The organism is Flavobacterium sp. (assembly GCF_040383245.1).
In the GTDB taxonomy this organism is placed as follows: Bacteria; Bacteroidota; Bacteroidia; order Flavobacteriales; family Flavobacteriaceae; genus Flavobacterium.
Genome location: NZ_JBEIDX010000001.1, coordinates 72,277 through 96,108, shown reverse-complemented (window position 1 = coordinate 96,108; position 23,832 = coordinate 72,277). Strand labels below are relative to the sequence as shown.

The following is a 23,832-nucleotide window of genomic DNA, read 5'->3' as shown; positions in this document are numbered from 1 at the left end:
TCTATAGTATTATTTCTTTAACTGGTATTCTTTTTCCATTCCTTGAATCACTGTTTTTATTTGTTCCACACCGATTCTTTTGGCCTTGATTTTTTTGTTTTTGTCTAATAAATAAATCACAGGAGTAGAATAAACATCGTACTTATTAACTACATTATTAAGATGAGCGCCGTCATATACATTTATCCAATCGGTAAGGCCTTTCTCTGCAATGTATTTTAAATATTTTTCTCCTTCATGTAAAGTGTAAACGCTGTAAACTTTTACATTTTTTTTCTCCTTTTTAAGTTCGTTATAGACCTCAATTAATTTTGGAATTTCCTTTTGGCAATGCCCACAATCAACATCCCAAAAAACTAAAATAATATAATCGGCAGCAACTGAATGAAGTCGGTAATAGAGTTTATTTAGTTTGTCAATATTTGCCATATAGACCTTGGTAGCTTCTTCACTATTTTTGGCCGCTTCGAAACCCATTGCTTTCACAGTTGGAAAATCTTCGGCTTTAATCATCGATAGATCTGGAGCAACGGCATCAATTAACAACGGTTTTAGCAAATCGGCTCTTTTAATAATTTTGGCAACAACCGATTCATCATCGTAAATTCCAACCGCTTTACCGGTTTTAAAATAACGGTCTGATAAATGAACGAAAACTTTGTCAAATCCCATTCTGTTTGAGGTTTCAAAAGTATAAAGCATGTTAGAAAGTACTAATTTATAAAGCATACTTCCTGGTTTCGTTTTTTCTATAATTCGATCCACTTCAACAATCGCAGAATCGGGATGGGAAACAATAACCGATTCAAAATATCTTTTTAGTTTGTTGTGAAAAAATGGATTACGAACAATACCATCATCCTTAAAATCAACATTGTCCCAATAGTGTTTTTTATAATATTTATAAACATACAAACTGTCTGGCCTACCGTTGGAAGCTTTTGGAATATCTTTCAGGACTTTTTCCATTTTTAAATTCATCACATCACCAATAAAAGTCGATTTATGTTTATCATAAAAATCATGCTCATAATCGATGATTTTTTGGTCAAATTCTTTTTGCTTTTCTTGAAGTGTTAGGGTGTCTTTTTTGGTTTTAATGTTAAGACTGTTTTTGTAAGCTATAAAATCTGCGTTTTGTTTATTTACAAACTTCAAATAGTTAATGAAGTTGTTTTGAATTGGCGAATTTAAGGCTTCCAATCCTTCAATAGTTGTGCTCTCACTATCATTTTTAAATTCTAATTTTTGATTTTGATCATCAACAAAAAAATCAAAAACGATTGATTTTTGTTGGCTCACTAAAGAGTAAATCCCTTTTTCTAATTTGGTTTTACCATTAAATATAATTTTGCCATTTTTAACCGTATTACAAGTGTCTTTTAAATAGGTTTTATCAAATTGATAGTAAGTTAGATAGGCAATTGAATCCTTGCAATTTTTTAGATTAATTGTAATGTCATACCCTGATTGAGCATTAGCAAAATTGGAAATAAAATAACAAATAAAAGCTACAATAATTCTTTTCATAAACTGATTATTCAAAATTATAAGTTAAACTAATTTTGGTTCAAATATAATGCAATTAAAAATTTGATTTTTATAAAAGATTCTTAAAATAATTTACGGCAGCAATTCAAAGCTACTTTTTAATCGAATATCTTCCGAGGAAGCGCCAATCATCAAATCAAAGTCTCCTGCCTCCGATTTAAATTCAAGTTTTTCATTGTAAAAAGATAGCTTTTCATTGTCAATTACAAAAGTAATCGTTTTGGTTTCTCCTACCGCTAATTTGATTTTTTGAAAATCCTTTAGTTCTTTAATTGGCCGAATCAAAGAAGCAAATTTATCTTGAAGATACAACTGAACGATTTCTTCACCTTCATATTTTCCGGTATTTGTGACATCCAATGAAACCTCAATTTTTTCGTTAGATTTCATTTTGGTTTTCGATAATTTCAAATTAGAGTAATTGAAAGTCGTGTAGCTCAACCCGAACCCGAATGGAAATTTAGGCGTATTTGGCAAATCTATATAACTTGATTTATACAACTTTTCTTCATTAATTGAAGGTCTTCCTGTATTGAAATGATTGTAATAAATTGGAATTTGACCTTCTGCTCTTGGGAAAGTCATGGGTAATTTTGCACTTGGATTATAATCACCAAATAGCACGTCGGCAATGGCATTTCCTGCCTCCGACCCCAACCACCATGTATATACTATCGTTGGCATATTGTCTGCAGTCCAATTAAAAACTAATGGGCGACCCGCATTAATTAGTACCACAATAGGTTTCCCCGTTTTTTGTAATTCTTTAATTAATTCTTCTTGAATTCCAGGCAAATGAATGTTACTTCTGCTCTTGGCTTCGCCACTCATATTGTACCGTTCTCCAATACTCAATAGCACCACATCCGATTGATTGGCCACATCAATTGCCTCTTGAAAGCCTGCTTTATTATCGCCTTCAATATCACATCCTTTTGCGTAAAGCAACTTAGTGTTTTTCCCAACTTTATTTTCCAAACCTTCCCATTGCGAGACAATGTAAGTAGAATCAACATCCTTTAAATTAACTGCCCAAAAACCATGGTTGATTCTTTTTGGCTTAACCATTGGCCCAATTACGGCAATTGTTTTAGTTTCTTTAGAAAGGGGTAAAATATTTTTTTCGTTTTTAAGTAAAACCACACATTTAGCAGCAACTTCTCTTGCCGCTTTGGTATGTTCAGAATTATTTAATGCCATCTTTTGTCGCTCTGAATTACAAAATCGAAACGGATCTTCAAACAACCCTAATTCAAATTTCTTTCTAAGAATTCGCTTTACCGCATCGTCAATTAATGCAACTGAAATTCTTTTTTTGTTTACTAATTGTGCCAAAGTATTGCGATAAGTATTGCTTTCCATATCCATGTCTGAACCGGCGGTGATGGCAGAAAAAGCAGCTTCGATTCCGTCTTTGGAATAGCCATGCGTATACATTTCACCAATAGATCCCCAATCGGAAACTACAAATCCTTTATAATTCCATTTGCCTTTTAAAATATCTCTTTGAATGTATTTATTACCTGTGGATGGAATTCCGTTAATGTCATTAAAAGCATTCATAAAAGTAGCAGCACCAGCATCCACAGCGGCTTTAAACGGAGGCAAATACACTTCCCAAAGCATTCGATCACTCAAGTCAACCGAATTATATTCCCTTCCTCCTACCGCTGCGCCATAGGCAGCGAAATGTTTGGCGCAAGCCATAACCGAATTCAAATTTCCTAATTTTCCTTGAAATCCTTTAACTCGAGCATAAGCAATTTTAGTTCCTAAATAAGTGTCCTCCCCTGCTCCTTCCATAACGCGGCCCCAGCGCGGATCGCGCGCTATATCTACCATGGGCGCAAAAGTCCAATGAATTCCACTTGCCGCGGCCTCCGTAGCAGCAATTCGTGCCGAAAGTTCCATAGCCGATAAATCCCAAGAAGCGGCTTCTGCTAATGGAATTGGAAAGGTAGTTTTGTATCCGTGAATGACATCAAAACCAAACAATAACGGAATTTTTAACCGCGATTGCATCGCTAATTCTTGGTATTTCCGAGTTCGTTCAACCCCATTTACATTAAGCATCGAGCCAAGCATTCCCGCTTTAACATCGGTTTCTTTATTTGGATTTACAATTAATGGTCCAGTAATATTCCAATCGTCGGTGTATTGATTTAATTGCCCTATTTTTTCTTCTAAAGTCATTTTTTTCAATAACTCTTCCACTCGTAAATCAATAGATTTGCTTTGAGAAAAGGAAATAGAAAAAGTAAGTAATAATATGGTTTTGAGGATGTATTTCATTTTGTAAAAATAAATAAATCGATTCGATTTAATAAACTAAAGTTTGAATGGCATGTGGCAAAATAGTAACTTCTGAAGCCGAAGTTCCAATGCACAAGTTATACGTAATTTTAGCATTACTTTGATTCATTACCACAGTAACAATTTTCCCATTTGGATTTTGAAAAGAAGTCGTTAACAATTGACTTCTGCTGGCAATGCTGCTTATTCTTTTAGCTCCTTTAGAAATAAATTTTGAAAAATGGCCAATGAAATAATAGGACGGCGTGTAAATTAATTCGCCTGTTTCCACATTGCCATGAATTGGTGCAAAACAAAAATTCCCAACATGATTAGGTCCGCCGTTTTGATCTAAAAGCACATTCCAATCGGTCCAACCTACTGTTCCATTATTAAAATCGTTTATCATCGATTTCCCATAACGTTCCCCATTTTTCCATAATTGGTAGTTATTGGCATTAAATCGTTCCACGCAACCTTCAGTAAATAATAAGTTTTTGTTGGGATACATTTCATTTACTTTACCAATATTGTCAAACATCATTTCACCGCCACTCCAGTTTTCATACCAGTGAAATCCAATTCCCCAAACATATTTATTTGCGGCTTCATCAGATAAAATAGTGCTCACGCGCTGTGAAATTAAATCGCGGTTGTGGTCCCAAATAACAATTTTTTTTGATCCAAGTCCGGCTTTCGCCAAAGTTGGGCCCAAATATTTTTTTAGAAAATCTCTTTCTTCTTCTGCAGAAAAAATACAAGATTCCCAGCGTTGCTTTGCCATGGGCTCATTTTGAATGGTTAATCCCCATACCGGAATTCCTTCTTTTTGTAACGCATTTATATATTTCACATAATAATTCGCCCAAGATTGTTGAAATTCAGGCAGCAGTTTTCCACCTTGAAGTTTGCTGTTGTTGTCTTTCATAAAAGCAGGTGGCGACCACGGACTAATATAAAAACTTGCGTCTTTCCCAATGGATTGCATGGCTTTTTGAATTAATGGAATTTTGAATTTTTTATCGTGATCTATTGAAAAGGAATTCAAACTTTTATCTCCTTCTTTTACATAATCATACATATCCGAGCTAAAATCACAGCTAGACATGTTGGTTCTTATAAGCGAATAGCCAATTCCTTTATCCTTGCTGTAATAAGCGTTAATAAATTCGGTTTGTTTTTCGAGAGTTAATTTTGCAAATACCTCAGCACTGGCATCGGTTATTGCACCACCAATTCCCATAAAAGTTTGGAATTTTTTATCGGGATTTACAAAAATGCAAACTTGGGTTTCAAGAGGTTGTTTCATCGCTACAAACTTCAAATCGGAATTTGTTTTAGACAATCGATACGAAGTGCTATCAGCAGAAGTATACACTTCAATTGATTTATTTTTTATCTGTGAAAAAGATACCGCAGATAAAATTGAAAATGAAAATAACAGAAATTTATTCATGAGTAGAGAATAATTGCTTTTAATAAGGTTGAAAGTTAGGAAAAATTATTAGCAAAAAAAATAACCTCTAAATTGCTTTAGAGGTTATTTGTACCCGGAGCCGGAGTCGAACCGGCACGGTTTCCCACAGGTGTTTGAGACCAGCGCGTCTACCAATTCCGCCATCCGGGCTTAGCAGACAAAAATAACAACAGTTATTTTAACGCAATAAAGAAACATTATAAAATGTTTTTTCCTTTAACACGGTGCAAATGTAAATAATATTTCTGCACTTTTTTATAAAAATAGTTAAAAATATCCTTCTCAAATCGGTTTTTATTTCTAAATTTGCAGCTCGTAAAAACGAATCACAACTAACTAACTACCCCCGAGGCATTTATATCTAACATGCAATTTGCTCGTTTTTTATAAATATCAAAGGCTAAAAACAACAAACTAATGTCACATCAAGAACCAGAAGCAAAAATATTTGCTTGTTCCCAAAGTGTCCATTTAGCGGAACAAATAGCTAAAAACTATGGAATTCCGTTAGGTAAAGTTACGTTCTCACATTATAGTGACGGGGAATTTCAACCTTCCTTTGAAGAATCTATAAGAGGTTTACGCGTTTTTATTGTTTGCTCTACTTTTCCTAGTGCAGACAATTTAATGGAGCTATTGTTAATGATTGATGCTGCAAAAAGAGCTTCTGCCAGACACATTACTCCCGTAATTCCTTATTTTGGATGGGCTAGACAAGACCGAAAAGACAAGCCAAGAGTGCCAATTGGAGCAAAACTAGTAGCAAAACTATTAGAAACAGCTGGGGCTACACGAATTATGACCATGGATTTACATGCAGATCAAATTCAAGGGTTTTTTGAAAAACCAGTAGACCACTTATTTGCTTCCACTATATTCTTGCCTTATGTAAAAAGCTTGGGTCTAGAGAATTTGACAATCGCATCTCCAGACATGGGAGGCTCTAAAAGAGCTTATGCGTATTCTAAATTTTTAGAATCGGATGTGGTAATTTGTTACAAACAAAGAAAAGTGGCCAATGTAATTGATACAATGGAGCTGATAGGAGAAGTTAAAGGTAGAAATGTAATTCTGGTAGATGACATGATTGACACCGGAGGTACATTGGCAAAAGCTGCCGATCTAATGATAGAAAAAGGAGCACTAAGCGTAAGAGCTATTTGTACTCACGCAATTTTATCAGGAGATGCTTACGAAAAAATTGAGAATTCTAAATTATTAGAATTAATTGTTACCGATTCTATTCCGTTAAAGAAAGAATCAAAAAAAATAAGAGTAGTGAGTTGTGCACCTCTTTTTGCAGAAGTTATGCACATGGTGCAACACAACAATTCCATCAGTGGAAAATTTTTAATGTAATTTATTTTTTATTAACTATATATTTTTACAATGAAATCAATTTCGATTAAAGGATCAGAAAGAGAAAACGTAGGCAAAAAGGCAACTAAAGCCGTACGTGATGCTGGAATGGTTCCTTGCGTAATTTACGGAGGAAGTCAACCAGTGCATTTTACAGCAGAAACAAAAGCTTTCAAAAGCTTGGTTTACACTCCAAACGCGCACACTGTTGCGATTGATTTGGCTGGAAAAACTTACAATGCTATTTTACAAGACATCCAATTTCACCCAATTAGTGATGAAATCCTTCACATTGACTTCTTCCAATTAAATGACGACAAAGAGATCATTATGGAAGTGCCAGTTAAAGTTACAGGAACATCTCCAGGTGTACTTTTAGGAGGGGTGTTAAACCTTAACCAAAGAAGATTAAAAGTGAAAGCTTTACCTAAAAATCTTCCTGATTTTGTTGAGGCTAACATTTCTGAGTTACAAATGGGTAACAAATTGTATGTAACTAAAATCGCTACAAACAATTTCAAATTGATGCATCCAGATAATACTGTGGTTTGTCAAGTGAAGATCTCACGTGCTGCAATGAAAGCTGCTCAAGAAGCTGCCAAAGCAGAAAAAGGAGCAAAAAAGAAAAAATAATTTCTTTTTATCAAAGCAAAAAGCACCAGTTATCTGGTGCTTTTTTTATGCAATACAATTTTTAACAAACCACTATTTAATTAATTAATAGTGTTATTTTTGATTTTTTAAACTGAAAAGAACATATGAAGTTACCTGAATTATCGAAAGAAAATATACTAATCGCTTTTTACACTATTTATATACTAATTGCCGGAATTGGCTACGAACTATTTCCAAGCCACGGAAACACCCCAAATGGTGGGGTGCTAATGCTCTACCTATTTATTCCGATAAGTATAATTTATTTTATGGCGCATTTAATTAAGCAATTGTATGGCAATCAAAGTTATACCAAATGCTTATTAATTCACGGCGTAGTTTGGCTCTCTATTGCAGTAATTTTATCGGCTTTCGCCAAATAATTAATACTACCCAACCAAGTTGATCACTTTCCCCGGAACAATAATTACTTTATTTGGTGTTCTTCCGTCTAATTGCTTAATAGTTCTTTCGTCGGCCATTACAATTTCTTGTATTTGCGGAACGGTTAAATCTAAAGGCAATTTAATGGTAAAACGCATTTTACCGTTAAAGGAAACTGGATATTCTTTTTCTGATTCAACCAAATACTTCTCTTCACAAACCGGAAAAGCAACCTTTGAAATAGAACCTTTGTGACCCAACTGACTCCAAAGTTCTTCTGCAATATGTGGCGCATACGGCGAAATTAATACCGCTAAAGGTTCTAAAATTGCTCTATGGTTACACTTAAGTGTCGCCAACTCATTTACACAAATCATAAACTGAGAAACCGAAGTGTTGAAAGAGAAATTCTCAATATCTTCTGTTACCTTTTTAATGGTTTTATGTAATGTTTTGTACATTTCTGCTGTTGGTTCTTCATCAGAAACTTGCAATCCGTTATCGTCAAAATACAAACGCCATAGTTTTTTTAAGAATCCCGAAACACCTGTAATTCCGGCAGTATTCCATGGTTTTGCTTGCTCTAATGGTCCTAAGAACATTTCATACAAACGCAAAGTATCCGCGCCATAATCGTTGCAAATATCATCTGGGTTAACCACATTATATTTGGATTTTGACATCTTTTCTACTTCACGACCTACAATGTATTTTCCGTTTTCTAATACGAATTCAGCATCCTTATAATCCGAATATAAAGGATGTTTTTTGAAGGCTTCAATATCCAATTCATTGGTAATGTCATTAATAACAGCCAAATCAACATGTATTGGATGCACATTAACACCGGCGATTAATCCTTTGGAATATAATTTTTTAGAATCTTCGCTTCGATATACAAAAGCACTCATCCCAAGGATCATTCCTTGATTGATTAATTTTTTGAATGGCTCTTCTGTTGGAGCATATCCCCGATCTTTTAGGAATTTATTCCAAAAACGAGAATACAATAAATGTCCGGTTGCATGTTCGCTTCCGCCAATGTATAAATCTACGTTTTCCCAATATTTTAAAGCATCGGCTGAAGCAAATTCAGAAGCATTTTGTGCATCCATATAACGCATCCAATACCAAGAAGAACCTGCCCAACCGGGCATTGTGTTCAATTCTAATGGAAAAATCGATTGATGATCGATTAAGGAATTACTAACTACTTTTCCATTTACGCTGTCCCAAGCCCAAGTAGTGGCATTGCCTAAAGGCGGCTGACCATCTTCGGTTGGCAAGTATTTTTCAACCTCTGGCAATACGATTGGCAAGTGCTTTTGATCAATCATTTGCGGTAAGCCATTTACATAATACACCGGAAATGGTTCTCCCCAATATCTTTGACGAGAAAAAACAGCATCACGCAAACGGTAATTGGTTTTCCCTTTTCCTTGGTTTATTTTTTCAAGCGCTTCGATGATTTTTTTTGTTCCTTCTTTGTATCCTAATCCGTTAAGGAAATCAGAATTCACCAATTCAAATCCAGCTTTCTCGCCATAAGCAGCTTCCGAAATATCTTTATTGAATATGTTCTTGATTTCTGGCATTCCGTTTTGGCCTTTAAAGAAATTAGCGAATGCATAATCTCTCTCATCGCCACAAGGTACCGCCATTACCGCTCCGGTTCCGTATCCTGCCAATACATAATCTCCAATCCAAACCGGAATTGGTTCTTTTGTAAAAGGATGTTCGGCATAAGCCCCAGTAAAAACACCCGAAATGGTTTTTACATCGGCCATTCTTTCTCTTTCCGAGCGTTTAGCAGTAGCTTCAACATAAGCTTCAACAGCTGCTTTTTGAGTTGGAGAAGTGATTTTAGAAACCAATTCGTGTTCTGGAGCCAAAGTCATAAAAGTCACTCCAAAAATAGTATCGGGACGGGTAGTAAAAACTTCAATATAGTTATCCGAATCAACAAGTTTGAATTGAACCATAGCTCCAACGCTTTTCCCAATCCAGTTTCGTTGCGATTCTTTTATAGATTCACTCCAATCAATTTCATTCAATCCTTGCAATAAGCGCTCAGCATAAGCCGAAATTCGCATCGACCATTGGGTCATTTTTTTACGAATAACAGGGTGCCCTCCGCGTTCAGAAACTCCGTTTACAATTTCATCGTTGGCCAAAACGGTTCCCAATGCCGGGCACCAATTCACTTCGGTTTCTGCCAAATAAGTTAGACGGTATTGCAATAGAATTCTTTGTTGTTCTTCAGCTGTAAAAGCATTCCATTCTGCAGCAGAAAAAGGAATAATATGGTCATCACAAACAGCATTTACTGTAGCGTTTCCTTCTTTTTCAAAAATTGAAATCAGGGTAGAAATAGCCTCTGCTTTATTAGAATTGTTGTTATACCAAGATTCAAATAATTGAATAAAAATCCATTGGGTATGTTTGTAATAATCGGCGTTTGAAGTACGCACTTCACGACTCCAATCAAATGAAAATCCAATTTTATCTAATTGTTCGCGGTAGCGAGTAATATTTTCTTTGGTAGTAGTATCAGGGTGTTGACCTGTTTGTATCGCATATTGTTCTGCAGGCAATCCAAATGAATCATAACCTTGCGGATGCAAAACATTAAATCCTTGATGGCGTTTGTATCGTGCCACAATATCGGAGGCAATATAACCTAGCGGATGCCCAACATGCAATCCCGCTCCCGATGGATAAGGAAACATATCGAGCACATAGTACTTTGGTTTATCTGAATTATTGGATGCAGCAAAAGTTTGTTTTTCTGCCCAATACTTGCGCCATTTGGCCTCTATTTTTTCGTGGAAATATTTCATTCTATGCGTTTACAGTTTTTGGTTATGACCAAAATTTAAGCCACAAATTTACATTTATTGTACTAAAGTCAAAACTTTAATCGTTATAAACTATGAATAAAGAAATTGTTTATTATTTTTACAACTTAAAATCAAATCTATATGGCATCTTCATTTGATAAATTTCAAAAACGCAGATTAATCTCATCTTATTTTTCAGTAGTTTTAAGTGTATTCTTAGTATTATTTTTGCTAGGTTTATTGGGACTTTTTATCATTAATTCGAAAAGACTTTCTGACAATTTTAAAGAAGATATTGTAATGTCAGTTTTCTTTAAAACGGAAGCTACTGATACCATTTTTAAAGCATTTGAAACCGAAATGAAAAGCGGAAAATATGCAAAAGATTTTACTTTTGTTTCTAAAGAACAAGCGGCTAAGGAGCACGAAAAAACGCTTGGTGAAAATTTCACCGAATTTTTGGGCGCCAATCCGTTATACAATTCTTATGATATTCACCTTAAAGCCGATTATGTTACCACTGCAGGTTTTTCAAGTTTAGAAAGTGAAATTAGAAAAAATCCAATGGTTGCAGATGTAGTTTACGATAAACAATTAATAATTTTGGTGAATGATAATGTTAAAAAAATTAGTTTGTGGGTATTAATCATTAGCGGAATTTTTACTTTAATTTCAATTTTATTAATTAATAGTTCGCTTCGTTTATCAATATATGCCAACCGATTTATCATAAAAACTATGCAAATGGTTGGGGCAACCAAAGCATTTATTAGAAAACCATTTTTAACTCGAAGTGTGATTTTAGGAACAATTGGATCAGGGTTAGCAATTATAGCGCTAATTTGTGTATTAATATATATTGCTACTAATTATCCCGCTTTAGATATTTTTAGAGACCAATTACTTACCATTTTAGTATTGTTTGGAGTATTAGTATTGGGTGTTGTAATCACATTGGCGGGAACCTACTTTGCAACGCAACGGTTCCTAAATTTAAGAACTGACGATTTATACTAGATCAAAACTTTAATAATGAGGAGGAGATTGCTTCGTTCCTCGCAATGAAATACTCATGAAAAATAACGAACAAAAACCCGATTTTCTTTTTGAAAATGTAAATTATAAAATATTACTTATCGGAATTGCAGTAATTGCAGTAGGCTTTATTTTAATGTCGGGGGGTGGTAGTGATGATCCAAAAGTATTTAATGAAGATGTATTTAGTTTTAGAAGAATTAGATTAGCGCCAACTATGGTGTTAATTGGATTTGGAATTACTATTTATTCTATCTTCAAAAAATCAAAATAAATGGATTATTTACAAGCCATTATATTGGCAATAATAGAAGGTATCACCGAGTTTTTACCTGTTTCTTCTACAGGACATATGATTATTGCCAGTTCCTTTTTTGGCATTAGCCAAGATGAATTTACTAAACTTTTCACGATTGTAATTCAACTCGGAACCATACTATCGGTGGTGGTGTTATACTTTAAACGCTTTTTTCAAAGTTTTGATTTTTACTTAAAATTATTTGTTGCCTTTATTCCTGCTGTTATATTTGGATTGTTATTCGGTAAAAAAATTGATGCCTTGTTAGAAAATCCAGTAACAGTTGCTGTCTCTTTGCTTGTTGGAGGAATTATTTTATTAAAAGTAGATGATTGGTTTTCTAAAGAAACCGAAGTTGCTAACAATCAAGAAATAAGTTATGTAACCGCTTTAAAAATAGGATTGTTTCAATGCTTAGCGATGGTGCCCGGAGTTTCTAGAAGTGGCGCCAGTATTGTAGGTGGAATGACACAAAAATTATCAAGAACTACTGCAGCTGAATTTTCTTTCTTTTTGGCGGTGCCTACCATGTTAGGCGCAACCCTAAAAAAATGCTATGATTATTATAAAGACGGCTATGTCTTAACTCAAGATCAAATCAATTTTCTAATTATTGGAAATGTTGTTGGATTTGTTGTAGCACTTATTGCTATAAAAAGCTTTATCGGCTTCTTAAGCAAAAACGGATTTAAAGTATTTGGTTATTATAGAATAGCTGTGGGTGTTGCCTTATTACTAATTCATTTTTGCATCCATAAACTAGAAGTAATTTAATGTCGGCAGAAGAATATTTAGAAGGTCAGGTTATTTTAATTGACAAACCGCTTACTTGGAGTTCGTTTCAGGCGGTAAATAAATTGAAATACATTTTAAAACGAAAATACGATCTTCCAAAGAAGTTTAAAATTGGTCATGCCGGCACTTTAGATCCATTAGCAACTGGGTTACTAATTATTTGTACCGGTAAATTCACCAAAAAAATTACCGAAATTCAGGCTCAAACTAAAGAATATACCGGAACTATAACCGTTGGAGCTACTACTCCATCATATGATTTAGAAACCGAAGTGAATGCTACTTTCCCTACTGAACACATCACTGAAACATTGATTATTGAAACAACCAAACAATTTTTGGGAGAAATAGATCAAAAGCCTCCAGTTTTTTCAGCAATTAAAAAAGAGGGGAAACGGCTTTATGAGCATGCACGCGCTGGAGAAGAAGTGGAAATTGCAGCACGAAAAACGACCATTTACGAATTTGAAATCACCAAAATAAATTTATCGGAAATTTCTTTTCGAGTGCAATGCAGCAAAGGAACTTACATTCGTTCACTCGCTTTTGATTTTGGAATCGCATTAAATTCGGGTGCTCATTTATCTGAATTACGACGAACAAAAATTGGCGCTTATTCAGTAGCCAATGGAGTTACTCCGGAAGATTTTGAGAAGCAGTTGTTTTAATTAAAGCGCAAATTTCGTTTTGAATTGAAACCCCTTTATCGGCTAAATACCATTTTTGCAGTTCAATTTTTGCAGTTTCATCAACCACTCCATGAGCCGCTTTATAATCAATTATTAATTGTTTTGCTTGTGTAGGTCTTGGCCCAAAATCACCAACAACTTCGCCTGTTTCTTTTTCGATAATAATTAATTTCGGAATCGACTTGGTACCATTGGTTAAAAAGAGATTCATCAAATCTTCATTTTCATCACGAAGCACAATTCGCAAGTCAATTTTAGAAGCTACCTCCGCCATTTTGTTAATTACAGGAATCACTTGCGCAGCATCGCCACACCAAGTTTCTGAAATTACTAACCAAATATATTCTTTTGATAAATTTTCTAATAGTGCTTTTGTTTCTTGCGTCACTTCGATCGTTTTATCCAATCGGTGCATGCGCGACTCATTTAATTTAGTGTAATTAATATAATCGGGAGAAGAAATCAATCCGGTAGTTTTTCCTTCTTGGGCATAAGTAGATATTAAGCTTCTATACTCATTATAGGAACAACTTTTAGAAATACTATTGGTAATAATTGAATTCATGCTTTAAAATTTAATAGGGCAAATATACAATTCCAAAAAAAATAAAACTGTAAGAAATGTTTCATAACTTTAAAATTAGCATCGAAATAAAAAAAGTAAATGTTTATATTTGCATTCAAATAACTCATTCAACACCTTTCAATAATGAAATATAAAAGAATTCTTCTAAAATTAAGTGGCGAAGCATTAATGGGGGAAAGACAATACGGTATTGATCCTAAAATTCTTTCAGAATATGCAGATGAAATTAAGCAAATTCACGATAAAGGAATTGAAATTGCTATTGTAATTGGAGGAGGAAATATTTTTAGGGGTGTTTCAGGCGCTAGTAATGGAATGGATCGAGTTCAAGGAGATTACATGGGAATGCTTGCTACTGTTATTAATGGAATGGCGTTACAAGGAGCTCTTGAAGACAAAGGAATTTTAACCCGATTACAAACTGCTTTAAAAATTGAAGCAATTGCAGAACCTTATATAAAAAGAAGAGCGGTGCGACACTTAGAAAAAGGGCGTGTTGTTATTTTTGGTGCAGGAACAGGTAATCCTTATTTTACTACCGATACTGCAGCTGTTTTAAGAGGAGTAGAAATTCACGCAGATGTAATCTTAAAGGGAACTCGTGTTGACGGGATATACACTTCTGATCCAGAGAAAGATAAATCAGCAGTAAAATTTGACTACATCTCCTTTGAAGATGTAATTAAAAAAGGACTTAATGTAATGGATACAACTGCATTTACTTTAAGCCAAGAAAATAAATTACCTATTGTGGTTTTTGATATGAATCAAAAAGGAAACCTTTTAAAAATTTGCGAAGGCAAAAATATTGGTACCGTTGTAAATATATAATAGATTAGTAGTCAAAAAATCTAAATAAAATGGAAGAAATTGAATTTATAATTGATAGTACTAAAGAAGCTATGACTGGCTCTGTTGACCATTTAGAAAAATCATTTTTAAATATTAGAGCAGGAAAAGCATCGCCTCAAATGTTAGGAAGTGTGTTTGTTGATTATTATGGTTCTCAAACTCCGCTTTCACAAGTAGCAAATGTTAATGTGCCCGATGCTAGAACTATTACAATTCAACCCTATGAAAAAAGCATGTTACAGCCTATTGAAAAAGCAATCATGATTGCTAATTTAGGTTTTAATCCTATGAATAATGGAGATATTGTAATTATTACTGTGCCGCCATTAACTGAAGAACGCCGAAGAGACTTGGTAAAACAAGCCAAACAAGAAGCAGAAGAAGCAAAAATTGGAGTTAGAAACCATAGAAAAGATGCTAATTCGGATATTAAAAAATTAGAGAAAGACGGTACTTCAGAAGATTTGTGCAAAAAAGCAGAAGATGATATTCAAAAATTAACAGATAGTTTTATCAAAAAAATTGAAGAACATTTGGCTCATAAAGAAGCTGAAATTATGAAGGTTTAATTCTACTTCAATACGATAAAAAAAATCCGCACTAATTATAGTGCGGATTTTTTTATAATCTATTTTTCTTACTATTTTGTATGATTCATTATGGTTTGATAATCAATACCGAAGGAACAGTGCTTAACCATATGCTTTGTGCATCTACTAATTTTTTCCAACTTTCTAAAGATATTATCATCAAATCTTGTTTTGCTAAAAAGCCTGCTTTCATCTCTGACTCAGAAATTATAGAAATTGAATTCGGATATGATTTATCTAAAGAATTAATGGCATTTTCAATTATGAAATTGTTTTTCACTTGATCGTTAATTTCTAAAACCGTCACTTTTGAATCGTTATTGTAAATTAGTTTTTGAGCATAATCAATTAAGAATGCATCTTCCATTCCAAATATAGGCACAAAAATTTCATTAATTTCTGTTAGATCTTTGTCAACCAAAATTCCAATAGGCATCTTGCTTTTAGAAATCAATAACCTTGTTTTATCATCAAAAGGAGAATTTTCAAACAACCCTTCTTTCCCTGTAAACTTGTCTAGCAATCGCTCTGGATTTATAATTCTCGTGGTAAATCCTAAAACTTTTCCTAACAGGGAACCTTCAAAAATTGATTTCCCTAAACCTACTAAAATTAAGTCAAATTCTCCTCGAGTAGCTATTTCGGCAATATCACTTTCTATATCCAAAGTAGATTTAAAAATAGGGGTTACTTCTTGTTTTAAAACCGAAGCTTCATCCAAAATTGGTTCAAAAGTTTCTTTTTCATAATCTTTTAAATTATAGGAATGCACCTCATCACTTAAAGACAAATGTAAAACGGTAACATTGGTATTCTCTTTTTGTTTTTTTACAAAACTATTTGCGAGTCTTAATAATGACTTTCCTTTTTCATTAGTACCAAAAGAAATCAATATTTTGAATTTATTAGAATCAAGAATAGAATTTGGAATTACTGCTACTTTTTTATTAAATATAAAATCAATTAAATCAATAACTGGTCCTGTCATAAAAGTAGTGACTAATGCCATGATAACCATCATTGTAAATACTTCGGGGGTTAATACTTCTAAATCCAATCCGATATTTAATACAATCAATTCCATCAACCCGCGTGTATTCATCAAGGCGCCAATGGTTAAACTATCACGCCAGTTTTGCCCAACAAATCTTGCAGCCAGTGCACTTCCAAAAAACTTTCCTACAACGGCAACTAAGATGATTAATCCGGTAATCTGCCATAAATAAGAATCATTAATTAATCCTATTTGAGTTCGCAATCCAGTGAAAACAAAGAACAAAGGCAATAATAATATTAATGATACATCCTCAACTTTTTCGATAATAATTTTTCTAATATTGGTGATGTCGGGCATAATTGCTCCGGTCATGAAAGCGCCAAACAAAGCATGAATGCCAATAATTTCAGTGATATAGGAAGAAATTATTAAGGTAACAATAAAAATGGCAACGACCGGTTTGCTTAAATTTTCTCTAGTTGCAAATAAATCTCCAATTTTTTTAAGGAAAGGTTTCACTACGAACAACATCAGTAAAACATAAAGTATTGCCAACGAAATAATATACATAGAGCTAGCAAAAGTTCCTGCTTTTACAATTGCTATAACCGCAGCAAGAATACACCAAGCCGTAATATCATCTGCAGCTGCACAGGTGATGACAATTGCTCCTAGTTTTGTTTTATGAATACCTCTCTCTTGAACAATTCTAGCCAAAACTGGAAATGCAGTAATGCTCATTGCAATTCCCATAAATAATGCAAAAGATAGAAAGGGTACCCCATCTGGAGCAAATCGATAATATATAAAATAAGCCAATCCAATGCCTAATGTAAAAGGGATTACAATACTTGCATGACTAATTACGATTGCTTCATTGGCTCTGTTTTTTAATACTTTTAAATCCAATTCCATTCCAACTACAAACATGAAAAGAATCAAACCTATCTGACTTAAAAATTGCAAATTTCCAAGAGAATCAGCGGGAAAAAGCAGCGCTGAATATTCTGGGAAATACATGCCAACCAAAGATGGACCTAGAAAAATACCTGCTATAATTTCCCCAATTACTGAGGGTTGACCAATTTTTCTGAAAATCCATCCAAAAAAACGAGCTACAATAATAATGGTAATAATTTGAAGTAATAATATAGCTAATGGATGCTCTAAATTATGAACCAGAGACTTGTAAAATTGCATGAATAAAGTATCATTTGACGACTTTTCTACAATATTTCTTCCTACTTCCAAAAACTTCCCTTTAGAAACTATCCAAAACATAAGTGCTGTAAAGCCTCCTGTTATAGCTATATAAAACAATGCATTTTTTATGTTTTTCATATGAAAATTTCTTTCGTGTAGTCTTGATACAAATATGATAAAAACAAAGTTAATAAAAAATAAATTTCATTTTAATTAATGGAGAAATAATAGGATTTTTATTTCTCGAATTTTGGGAAAAGTTTTGCTATTTGAACTTTGCAATTCGTGTGTTTTAATTACCTTTGTTTCCGTTTAATTTTACTCATGAAAAAGAAAATAAAAGCTGGTATTTGGGAATATATTGCTGGAATTGTACTCAGAAATAGAGTAACAATTTTAGTAATCTTATTTTTACTTACCGTTTTTCTTGCTTTTCAATGGAAAAATGTAGGAATGACCTATAATGAGGCCAACTTATTACCAAAAGATCACCCTGCAAATAAAGAGTATACCCAGTTTTTAAACACCTTTGGCGAAGAAGGAAATCTTATTGTTATTGGAATTAAAGACGATGCCTTTTTTACTCCAAAAGCCTTTGCTGCATGGAATAAAATGGTGCAAAATCTAAAAGCACATAAAGAAATTGAGTTGGTAGTATCTATAAGTAATTTGAAAAAATTAGAAAAAGATACCATCAACCAAAAGTTTCAATTGGTTCCTTTAATAAATCCTGCTCAAGAAAATAACAGTGCCTATTTAACCGGAATAAAAAATGAATTATTTAATGATTTGCCCTTTTACGAAGGCCTTTTATTCAATAAAAAATCAGGAAGTATTCGTGCCGCATTGTACATGAATAAAAAAATGGTGAATTCACCAATTCGAAAAAATTTCATTCTAAATGTATTGGTTCCTGCGGTTGATAAATTTGAAAAAGAAACTAATGTAGATTTGAAGGTTTCTGGAATGCCCTACATTCGAACAATAAATACTGAAAACATGAAGGGAGAAATCGGCCTGTTTATTGGAGCCGCTTTGTTTATCACTTCCTTAATATTTTTCATGTTTTTCCGATCTTTTCGCGCTACATTTATTTCGATTTGCATATTAATCTTTGGAGTAATGTGGTCCTTCGGAACCTTAGGATTATTTCATTATAAAATTACCATTTTAACGGCAATTATTCCGCCGCTTATCATTGTAATTGGAATCACCAATTGTATTTTCCTGATCAACAAATACCAACAAGAAGTTAAAACACATGGCAATCAAGCCAAAGCTTTACAAAGGGTAATTTCTAAAATTGGCGTTTCTACTTTAATGACCAACATGACTACCGCAATAGGATTTGCCACTTTCATGATTACTGGAAATGATTTGCTTTATGAATTTGGATTGGTTACTTCTATAAATGTCATCACGGTATATTTACTAACGCTGGTTGTAGTGCCTATTGTGTATAGCTTCATGCCAGTACCAAAAGAAAGACACCTTTATCATTTAACTAAAAACTACCTATCTTCCATATTAAATTGGGTTGAAAAAATTGTTCGCTATAAAAGAAATACCATTTATTTCATTTATGGCTTACTGTTGATTTTTAGTGTAATTGGGGTTTCCCAAATGAAAGTTTCGGGAAGCTTGATTGGCGAAATGCCAAAAAGCGCTTCGTTTTTTAAAGATATATTATTCTTTGAAAAAGAATTTAATGGTGTTCAGCCTTTAGAAATAATGATAAATACCGGGCGCAAAAAAGGAGTGATGAAAGCTTCAATGATGAGAAAAATGGATGAGTTGCAAAAAACCATCGATAGCATTCCAGAATTATCAAAACCAGTTTCTGTTGTGAATTTAGTAAAATACTCTAAGCAAGCTTTCTACAATGGAAATCCAGAATATTATGAATTGCCAACTTCACAAGAGCAAGCATTCATACTGAGTTATGCCAAAAATGCCACAAAAAATTCGAAAGAAAATCTTATGAAAAGTTATGTAGATTCAACCGGGCAATATGCCCGAATCACCACGTTCATGAAAGATATTGGAACCGAAGAAATGGCAAGAGTTGAGCAACGACTTCACAAAAGAATCGATCAAATTTTTCCAACTGATAAATACACTATTACGCTAACAGGGAAGGCTTTAGTATTTCAAAAAGGAACTACTTATTTGGTTGAAAATCTTATTGAATCCTTGATTTTTGCAATATTACTTATTGCTGGTTTAATGGCCTACATGTTCCGATCTTGGAAAATGATTTTTGCATCGGTGGTTACCAATATTTTGCCGTTGTGTATCACTTCGGGCTTAATGGGTTATTTCGGTATTCCGTTAAAACCATCAACTATTTTAGTATTTAGTATTGCCTTCGGAATATCTGTTGATAATGCCATCCAATTTATGGCAAAATACCGTCATGATTTAATAAGAAACGAGGGTAAAATTAAAAAATCTGTTATCAGTGCGTTGCACGAAACAGGCGTAAGTACCTTCTACACTTCGATAGTATTAATTTTCGGCTTTGCAATATTCACTCTTTCTGGATTTAGTGGTACCATAGCACTTGGTGGATTAATTTCGGTTACTCTTACCTTTGCAATGTTTGCCAATTTATTAGTGTTACCTGCGTTAGTATTAACAACCGAAAAATGGAGCGGGAAGCAAGACATCATCGAAGAACCTGTAATGAATATCCTTAGATCACAAGAAGATAACGAGGAAGAGGAAATTCAAAAAAAATAAAATTAATTTATATTTGTACTAAGAATCGTATTTTCTAAAAAATTAAAAATGAAAAGCACAAAAGTAAAAGACTTATTAAACAGCAATGAAACACTAAAGGAAGTAAATGCCAAAGGTTGGGTTAGGGCTTTTAGAAACAATCAATTTATAGCTTTAAATGATGGGTCAACCCTTCACAATATTCAATGTGTAGTTGATTTTGAAAACACTTCAGAAGAAACTCTAAAAAGAATTACCACAGGTGCTGCAGTTTCTGTAACCGGAGAATTGGTTGAAAGTAAAGGTGCTGGTCAAAAATATGAAATACAAGTTTCTAAACTTGAAATCTTGGGAGATTGCGATGCGGAGAAATTCCCAATTCAGCCAAAAAACAAACCAAGTTTGGATTTTCTTCGTGAAAATGCGCATTTACGTGTGCGTACCAATATGTTTGGAGCCATCATGAGAGTGCGTTCGGTATTATCATTTGCTGTGCATAATTACTTTCAAGAAAAAGGATTTGTGTATGTAAATACACCCATCATCACTGGTTCTGATGCTGAAGGAGCCGGAGAAATGTTTAAAGTAACGGCTTTGCCATTTGACGGAACGCCAAGAACCGAAGACGGAAAAGTAAACTATAAAGAAGATTTCTTTGGGAAAGAAACCAACTTAACGGTATCCGGACAATTGGAAGCTGAAACTTATGCTATGGCATTAGGTCAAGTTTATACTTTTGGGCCAACCTTTCGTGCAGAAAACTCGAATACTTCTCGTCACTTAGCAGAATTTTGGATGATTGAACCTGAAGTTGCGTTCAATGATTTAAATGATAATATGGATTTGGCAGAAGATTTTATCCAATATGTTATTAAATACACCATGGATAAATGCCAAGACGATTTGAAATTTTTAGAAGATCGTTTATTAGACGAAGAAAAGTCAAAACCTCAAGCAGAACGCAGTGAAATGGCCTTGCTTGAAAAGTTAAATTTCGTTTTAGAAAATAATTTCAAACGCGTTTCTTATACTGAAGCAATTGACATTTTAAGAGAGTGTACTCCAAATAAAAAGAAAAAATTCAACTATATTATTAACGAATGGGGTGCCGATTTACAAAGTGAACACGAGCGCTATTTAGTTGAAAAACACTTTAAATGTCCCGTAATCTTATTTGATTATCCTGCAAATATTAAAGCATTTTACATGCGTTTAAACGAAGACGGAAAAACCGTTCGCGCTATGGATATCCTTTTCCCAGGAATTGGTGAAATTGTAGGTGGATCTCAAAGAGAAGAGCGTTACGATGTGCTAGTTGAAAAAATGAAAGTTCTTGGAATTGAAGAAGAAGAACTTTGGTGGTATTTAGACACAAGAAGATTTGGTTCGGCAGTACATTCAGGTTTCGGATTAGGATTTGAGCGCTTGGTTTTATTCGTAACCGGAATGACTAATATTAGAGATGTAATTCCGTTTCCAAGAACACCACAGAACGCAGAGTTTTAAAATTGTTTATGTTTTCAAGTGGTTGTCAGTTCGGTAATTTGAAACTTCAATCTTTAAACTATTAAACAAAAAAAATGCTAAAGCAAAATTTACAATTTAAGCTATCTCAAAAATTATCTCCACAACAAATACAGTTGATGAAGTTAATTCAGTTGCCTACATTGGCATTTGAACAACGATTGCTTGAAGAGATGAATGAAAATCCTGCTTTAGAATCTGGTAAAGAAGAAGAAGAAATCTATGAAAAAGACGAGTTTGACAATGAGGATTATGATGATTATGAAGGAAGCGATAACATTGAAACAGACGACATTAATATTGATGAATACTTAAGCAACGATGAAACCCCCGACTATAAATTACAAGCCAACAATTATAGCGAGGAAGAAGAAAGAGAAAATCCGTTTGCCTCACCTGTTAGTTTTCATCAAGATTTAATCAACCAATTAAATACCTTTATTCTTGACGATTCCGATCGTGAAATTGCCGAATTTTTGGTTGGAAGTATCGACGACATGGGCTACATCCGTAGAACAGTTCAAGATATTGTAGATGATATGGCCTTTACTCAAGGTATTTATACCGATGAAAAAAATGTGGAGCGCATGCTGCATGTCATCCACGAACTAGAGCCTTCTGGAGTTGGTGCTCGCGACTTGCAAGAGTGTTTATTGTTACAATTAAAACATAAAACGCCAAATCAAGACATTGCCTTGGCTATGGATATTATTGAAAACCAATTTGAAGCATTTACCAAAAAGCATTATGATAAATTGCTTCAAAAATATGGCATCTCGCAAGAGCAATTAAAAAAGACCATCCACGAAATTGAAAAATTAAACCCTAAACCGGGTGGATCTTTTACTGGAAATAATAAAATTACCGAAAACATAGTTCCCGATTTTGCTATCCGAATTAATGATGGTGAACTAGAACTTACTCTTAACGGAAGAAATGCACCTTCGCTTCACGTCTCAAAAGACTACCAAGAGATGATGCAAACCTATAAAGAATCGCGCGATAAGTCGAATTCTCAAAAGGAAGCTGTGCAGTTTATAAAACAAAAATTAGATTCGGCCAAATGGTTTATTGACGCAATAAAACAACGCCAAGAAACCCTATTTGTAACCATGAATGCCATCATGCATTTTCAACAAGAATACTTTTTAGACGGTGAAGAAACCAGTTTAAAACCAATGATTCTTAAAGACATTGCCGACATGGTTGGATTAGATATTTCTACCGTTTCTAGGGTGGCAAATAGCAAATATGTGGATACCCCGTATGGCACAAAACTAATTAAAGAATTTTTCTCTGAAGCCATGAAAAATGATCAGGGAGAAGATGTTTCAACATTAGAAATAAAGAAAATACTGCAAAATGTTATCGAAGAAGAAGACAAGCATAAGCCCCTTCCCGATGATCAACTGGCCGAAATTTTAAAAGAAAAAGGGTACCCTATTGCAAGAAGAACCATTGCAAAATACCGTGAGCAACTGGATATTCCAGTGGCTAGAATGCGTAAAAAAATATAAGATTTAGGATCTTTTTTTGGCAAAAAAACGAGTCATTAACTCTGCACATTCCGCTGCCAATACCCCATGATTTACAATTGTTTTAGGATGCAAAGTCGTTCCCATAGCAATATATCCGCGTTGTTCATCGCGAGCGCCAAAAACTATTTTAGAAATCTGACTCCAATAAAGTGCTCCGGCACACATTTGGCAAGGCTCAAGAGTTACATACAAAGTACAGTCTTTTAAATATTTTCCTCCTAAATAATTAGCCGCTGCAGTTATCGATTGAATTTCGGCATGAGCAGTAACATCATTTAATAATTCGGTTAAATTATGACTTCGAGCAATAATTTTATTGGCCACCACTATCACGGCGCCAACCGGAATTTCACCTTTTTCAAAAGCAATTTCTGCTTCGTTCAAAGCTTTTTTCATGAAGTATTCGTCGGTGAAAATATTTTCCATACCACAAAAATAAGAATTCAA

The 23,832-nt window shown here is 33.9% G+C and carries 19 protein-coding genes and 1 tRNA gene; 12 read left to right on the top strand and 8 right to left on the bottom strand.

All coding sequences use genetic code 11. The features are described 5' to 3' along the window. Nucleotides 1-9: 9 nt before the first annotated feature. The 4 genes from ABWO08_RS00420 to ABWO08_RS00405 all read right to left on the bottom strand — a co-directional run bounded on the left by ABWO08_RS00420 (nucleotide 10) and on the right by ABWO08_RS00405 (nucleotide 5,470). A complete protein-coding gene (locus tag ABWO08_RS00420; RefSeq protein WP_353082891.1) occupies nucleotides 10-1,530 on the bottom strand; it encodes a DUF5106 domain-containing protein in 1,521 nt (506 codons plus the stop codon). Nucleotides 1,531-1,623: 93 nt separating this feature from the next. Further along, nucleotides 1,624-3,843: a beta-glucosidase BglX gene (gene bglX / locus ABWO08_RS00415; protein ID WP_353082889.1), complete on the bottom strand. Its 2,220-nt coding sequence runs from the start codon at nucleotides 3,841-3,843 to the stop codon at nucleotides 1,624-1,626. 28 nt (nucleotides 3,844-3,871) lie between these two features. Continuing rightward, a complete protein-coding gene (locus ABWO08_RS00410) occupies nucleotides 3,872-5,299 on the bottom strand; it encodes a glycoside hydrolase family 30 protein (RefSeq protein ID WP_353082887.1) in 1,428 nt (475 codons plus the stop codon). A gap of 91 nt (nucleotides 5,300-5,390) precedes the next feature. Then, nucleotides 5,391-5,470 (bottom strand) — tRNA-Leu (locus tag ABWO08_RS00405). Nucleotides 5,471-5,737: 267 nt separating this feature from the next. Here ABWO08_RS00405 and ABWO08_RS00400 point away from each other — a divergent pair. The 3 genes from ABWO08_RS00400 to ABWO08_RS00390 all read left to right on the top strand — a co-directional run bounded on the left by ABWO08_RS00400 (nucleotide 5,738) and on the right by ABWO08_RS00390 (nucleotide 7,716). Beyond that, nucleotides 5,738-6,679: a ribose-phosphate pyrophosphokinase gene (locus ABWO08_RS00400; RefSeq protein ID WP_353082885.1), complete on the top strand. Its 942-nt coding sequence runs from the start codon at nucleotides 5,738-5,740 to the stop codon at nucleotides 6,677-6,679. Between the two features lie 30 nt (nucleotides 6,680-6,709). Next, a complete protein-coding gene (locus ABWO08_RS00395) occupies nucleotides 6,710-7,312 on the top strand; it encodes a 50S ribosomal protein L25/general stress protein Ctc (RefSeq protein WP_353082883.1) in 603 nt (200 codons plus the stop codon). A 125-nt stretch (nucleotides 7,313-7,437) separates the two neighbouring features. After that, complete coding sequence (locus tag ABWO08_RS00390; protein WP_353082881.1) at nucleotides 7,438-7,716, top strand: hypothetical protein; 279 nt, start codon at nucleotides 7,438-7,440, stop codon at nucleotides 7,714-7,716. Nucleotides 7,717-7,722: 6 nt separating this feature from the next. On the opposite strand, the gene leuS is transcribed toward ABWO08_RS00390, so the two are convergent. Next, nucleotides 7,723-10,557, bottom strand: a complete 2,835-nt coding sequence (gene leuS, locus ABWO08_RS00385; RefSeq protein ID WP_353082879.1) for a leucine--tRNA ligase — start codon at nucleotides 10,555-10,557, stop codon at nucleotides 7,723-7,725. A gap of 141 nt (nucleotides 10,558-10,698) precedes the next feature. On the opposite strand from leuS, the gene ABWO08_RS00380 reads away from it, so the two are divergent. Genes ABWO08_RS00380 through truB form a run of 4 tightly spaced genes read left to right on the top strand, consistent with a single transcriptional unit; the run spans nucleotide 10,699 to nucleotide 13,353 of the window. After that, nucleotides 10,699-11,574, top strand: a complete 876-nt coding sequence (locus ABWO08_RS00380) for a cell division protein FtsX (RefSeq protein WP_353082877.1) — start codon at nucleotides 10,699-10,701, stop codon at nucleotides 11,572-11,574. A 55-nt stretch (nucleotides 11,575-11,629) separates the two neighbouring features. Further along, nucleotides 11,630-11,866 carry a DUF3098 domain-containing protein gene (locus tag ABWO08_RS00375; protein ID WP_353082875.1) on the top strand — a complete coding sequence of 79 codons (237 nt, stop codon included), beginning with the start codon at nucleotides 11,630-11,632 and terminating at the stop codon, nucleotides 11,864-11,866. Next, nucleotides 11,867-12,664 carry an undecaprenyl-diphosphate phosphatase gene (locus ABWO08_RS00370; protein WP_353082873.1) on the top strand — a complete coding sequence of 266 codons (798 nt, stop codon included), beginning with the start codon at nucleotides 11,867-11,869 and terminating at the stop codon, nucleotides 12,662-12,664. Further along, entirely contained in the window at nucleotides 12,664-13,353 is a 690-nt protein-coding gene (truB, locus tag ABWO08_RS00365; RefSeq protein WP_353082871.1) for a tRNA pseudouridine(55) synthase TruB, read from the top strand. Before ABWO08_RS00370 ends, truB begins: the two co-directional genes overlap by 1 nt. Here the strand turns inward: truB and ABWO08_RS00360 are convergent. Further along, nucleotides 13,319-13,939, bottom strand: a complete 621-nt coding sequence (locus ABWO08_RS00360) for a thioredoxin family protein (protein WP_353082869.1) — start codon at nucleotides 13,937-13,939, stop codon at nucleotides 13,319-13,321. The genes truB and ABWO08_RS00360 overlap by 35 nt on opposite strands. Nucleotides 13,940-14,083: 144 nt before the next feature. Here ABWO08_RS00360 and pyrH point away from each other — a divergent pair, with 144 nt between their 5' ends. Beyond that, nucleotides 14,084-14,791, top strand: a complete 708-nt coding sequence (pyrH, locus tag ABWO08_RS00355; protein ID WP_353082867.1) for a UMP kinase — start codon at nucleotides 14,084-14,086, stop codon at nucleotides 14,789-14,791. 29 nt (nucleotides 14,792-14,820) lie between these two features. After that, nucleotides 14,821-15,381 carry a ribosome recycling factor gene (frr, locus tag ABWO08_RS00350; protein ID WP_353082865.1) on the top strand — a complete coding sequence of 187 codons (561 nt, stop codon included), beginning with the start codon at nucleotides 14,821-14,823 and terminating at the stop codon, nucleotides 15,379-15,381. Between the two features lie 88 nt (nucleotides 15,382-15,469). On the opposite strand, the gene ABWO08_RS00345 is transcribed toward frr, so the two are convergent. After that, nucleotides 15,470-17,740 (bottom strand): cation:proton antiporter, encoded by a 2,271-nt coding sequence (locus ABWO08_RS00345; RefSeq protein WP_353082863.1) that lies wholly within the window; start codon nucleotides 17,738-17,740, stop codon nucleotides 15,470-15,472. Nucleotides 17,741-17,926: 186 nt separating this feature from the next. Between ABWO08_RS00345 and ABWO08_RS00340 the strand changes: the two genes are divergently transcribed. From ABWO08_RS00340 to rpoN, 3 genes are all read left to right on the top strand, one after another. After that, nucleotides 17,927-20,344 carry an efflux RND transporter permease subunit gene (locus tag ABWO08_RS00340; protein ID WP_353082861.1) on the top strand — a complete coding sequence of 806 codons (2,418 nt, stop codon included), beginning with the start codon at nucleotides 17,927-17,929 and terminating at the stop codon, nucleotides 20,342-20,344. Nucleotides 20,345-20,392: 48 nt separating this feature from the next. Beyond that, nucleotides 20,393-21,829, top strand: coding sequence for an asparagine--tRNA ligase (gene asnS, locus ABWO08_RS00335; protein WP_353082859.1), 1,437 nt, complete (start codon nucleotides 20,393-20,395; stop codon nucleotides 21,827-21,829). 74 nt (nucleotides 21,830-21,903) lie between these two features. Continuing rightward, entirely contained in the window at nucleotides 21,904-23,364 is a 1,461-nt protein-coding gene (gene rpoN / locus ABWO08_RS00330; RefSeq protein ID WP_353082857.1) for an RNA polymerase factor sigma-54, read from the top strand. A 3-nt stretch (nucleotides 23,365-23,367) separates the two neighbouring features. On the opposite strand, the gene ABWO08_RS00325 is transcribed toward rpoN, so the two are convergent. Then, the gene (locus ABWO08_RS00325; RefSeq protein ID WP_353082855.1) at nucleotides 23,368-23,811 is read right to left on the bottom strand and encodes a nucleoside deaminase; all 444 of its coding nucleotides are present in this window, start codon (nucleotides 23,809-23,811) and stop codon (nucleotides 23,368-23,370) included. Nucleotides 23,812-23,832 lie beyond the last annotated feature (21 nt).

Bases quoted from the DNA above. Each gene is read 5' to 3' on its own strand.
- ABWO08_RS00340 (WP_353082861.1), top strand. From the start codon at position 17,927: ATGAAAAAGAAAATAAAAGCTGGTATTTGGGAATATATTGCTGGAATT.
- ABWO08_RS00360 (WP_353082869.1), bottom strand. From the start codon at position 13,939: ATGAATTCAATTATTACCAATAGTATTTCTAAAAGTTGTTCCTATAAT.
- leuS (WP_353082879.1), bottom strand. From the start codon at position 10,557: ATGAAATATTTCCACGAAAAAATAGAGGCCAAATGGCGCAAGTATTGG.
- rpoN (WP_353082857.1), top strand. From the start codon at position 21,904: ATGCTAAAGCAAAATTTACAATTTAAGCTATCTCAAAAATTATCTCCA.
- pyrH (WP_353082867.1), top strand. From the start codon at position 14,084: ATGAAATATAAAAGAATTCTTCTAAAATTAAGTGGCGAAGCATTAATG.
- asnS (WP_353082859.1), top strand. From the start codon at position 20,393: ATGAAAAGCACAAAAGTAAAAGACTTATTAAACAGCAATGAAACACTA.
- ABWO08_RS00410 (WP_353082887.1), bottom strand. From the start codon at position 5,299: ATGAATAAATTTCTGTTATTTTCATTTTCAATTTTATCTGCGGTATCT.
- bglX (WP_353082889.1), bottom strand. From the start codon at position 3,843: ATGAAATACATCCTCAAAACCATATTATTACTTACTTTTTCTATTTCC.
- ABWO08_RS00380 (WP_353082877.1), top strand. From the start codon at position 10,699: ATGGCATCTTCATTTGATAAATTTCAAAAACGCAGATTAATCTCATCT.
- ABWO08_RS00395 (WP_353082883.1), top strand. From the start codon at position 6,710: ATGAAATCAATTTCGATTAAAGGATCAGAAAGAGAAAACGTAGGCAAA.
- ABWO08_RS00370 (WP_353082873.1), top strand. From the start codon at position 11,867: ATGGATTATTTACAAGCCATTATATTGGCAATAATAGAAGGTATCACC.
- truB (WP_353082871.1), top strand. From the start codon at position 12,664: ATGTCGGCAGAAGAATATTTAGAAGGTCAGGTTATTTTAATTGACAAA.
- ABWO08_RS00325 (WP_353082855.1), bottom strand. From the start codon at position 23,811: ATGGAAAATATTTTCACCGACGAATACTTCATGAAAAAAGCTTTGAAC.
- ABWO08_RS00375 (WP_353082875.1), top strand. From the start codon at position 11,630: ATGAAAAATAACGAACAAAAACCCGATTTTCTTTTTGAAAATGTAAAT.
- ABWO08_RS00400 (WP_353082885.1), top strand. From the start codon at position 5,738: ATGTCACATCAAGAACCAGAAGCAAAAATATTTGCTTGTTCCCAAAGT.
- ABWO08_RS00345 (WP_353082863.1), bottom strand. From the start codon at position 17,740: ATGAAAAACATAAAAAATGCATTGTTTTATATAGCTATAACAGGAGGC.
- frr (WP_353082865.1), top strand. From the start codon at position 14,821: ATGGAAGAAATTGAATTTATAATTGATAGTACTAAAGAAGCTATGACT.
- ABWO08_RS00420 (WP_353082891.1), bottom strand. From the start codon at position 1,530: ATGAAAAGAATTATTGTAGCTTTTATTTGTTATTTTATTTCCAATTTT.
- ABWO08_RS00390 (WP_353082881.1), top strand. From the start codon at position 7,438: ATGAAGTTACCTGAATTATCGAAAGAAAATATACTAATCGCTTTTTAC.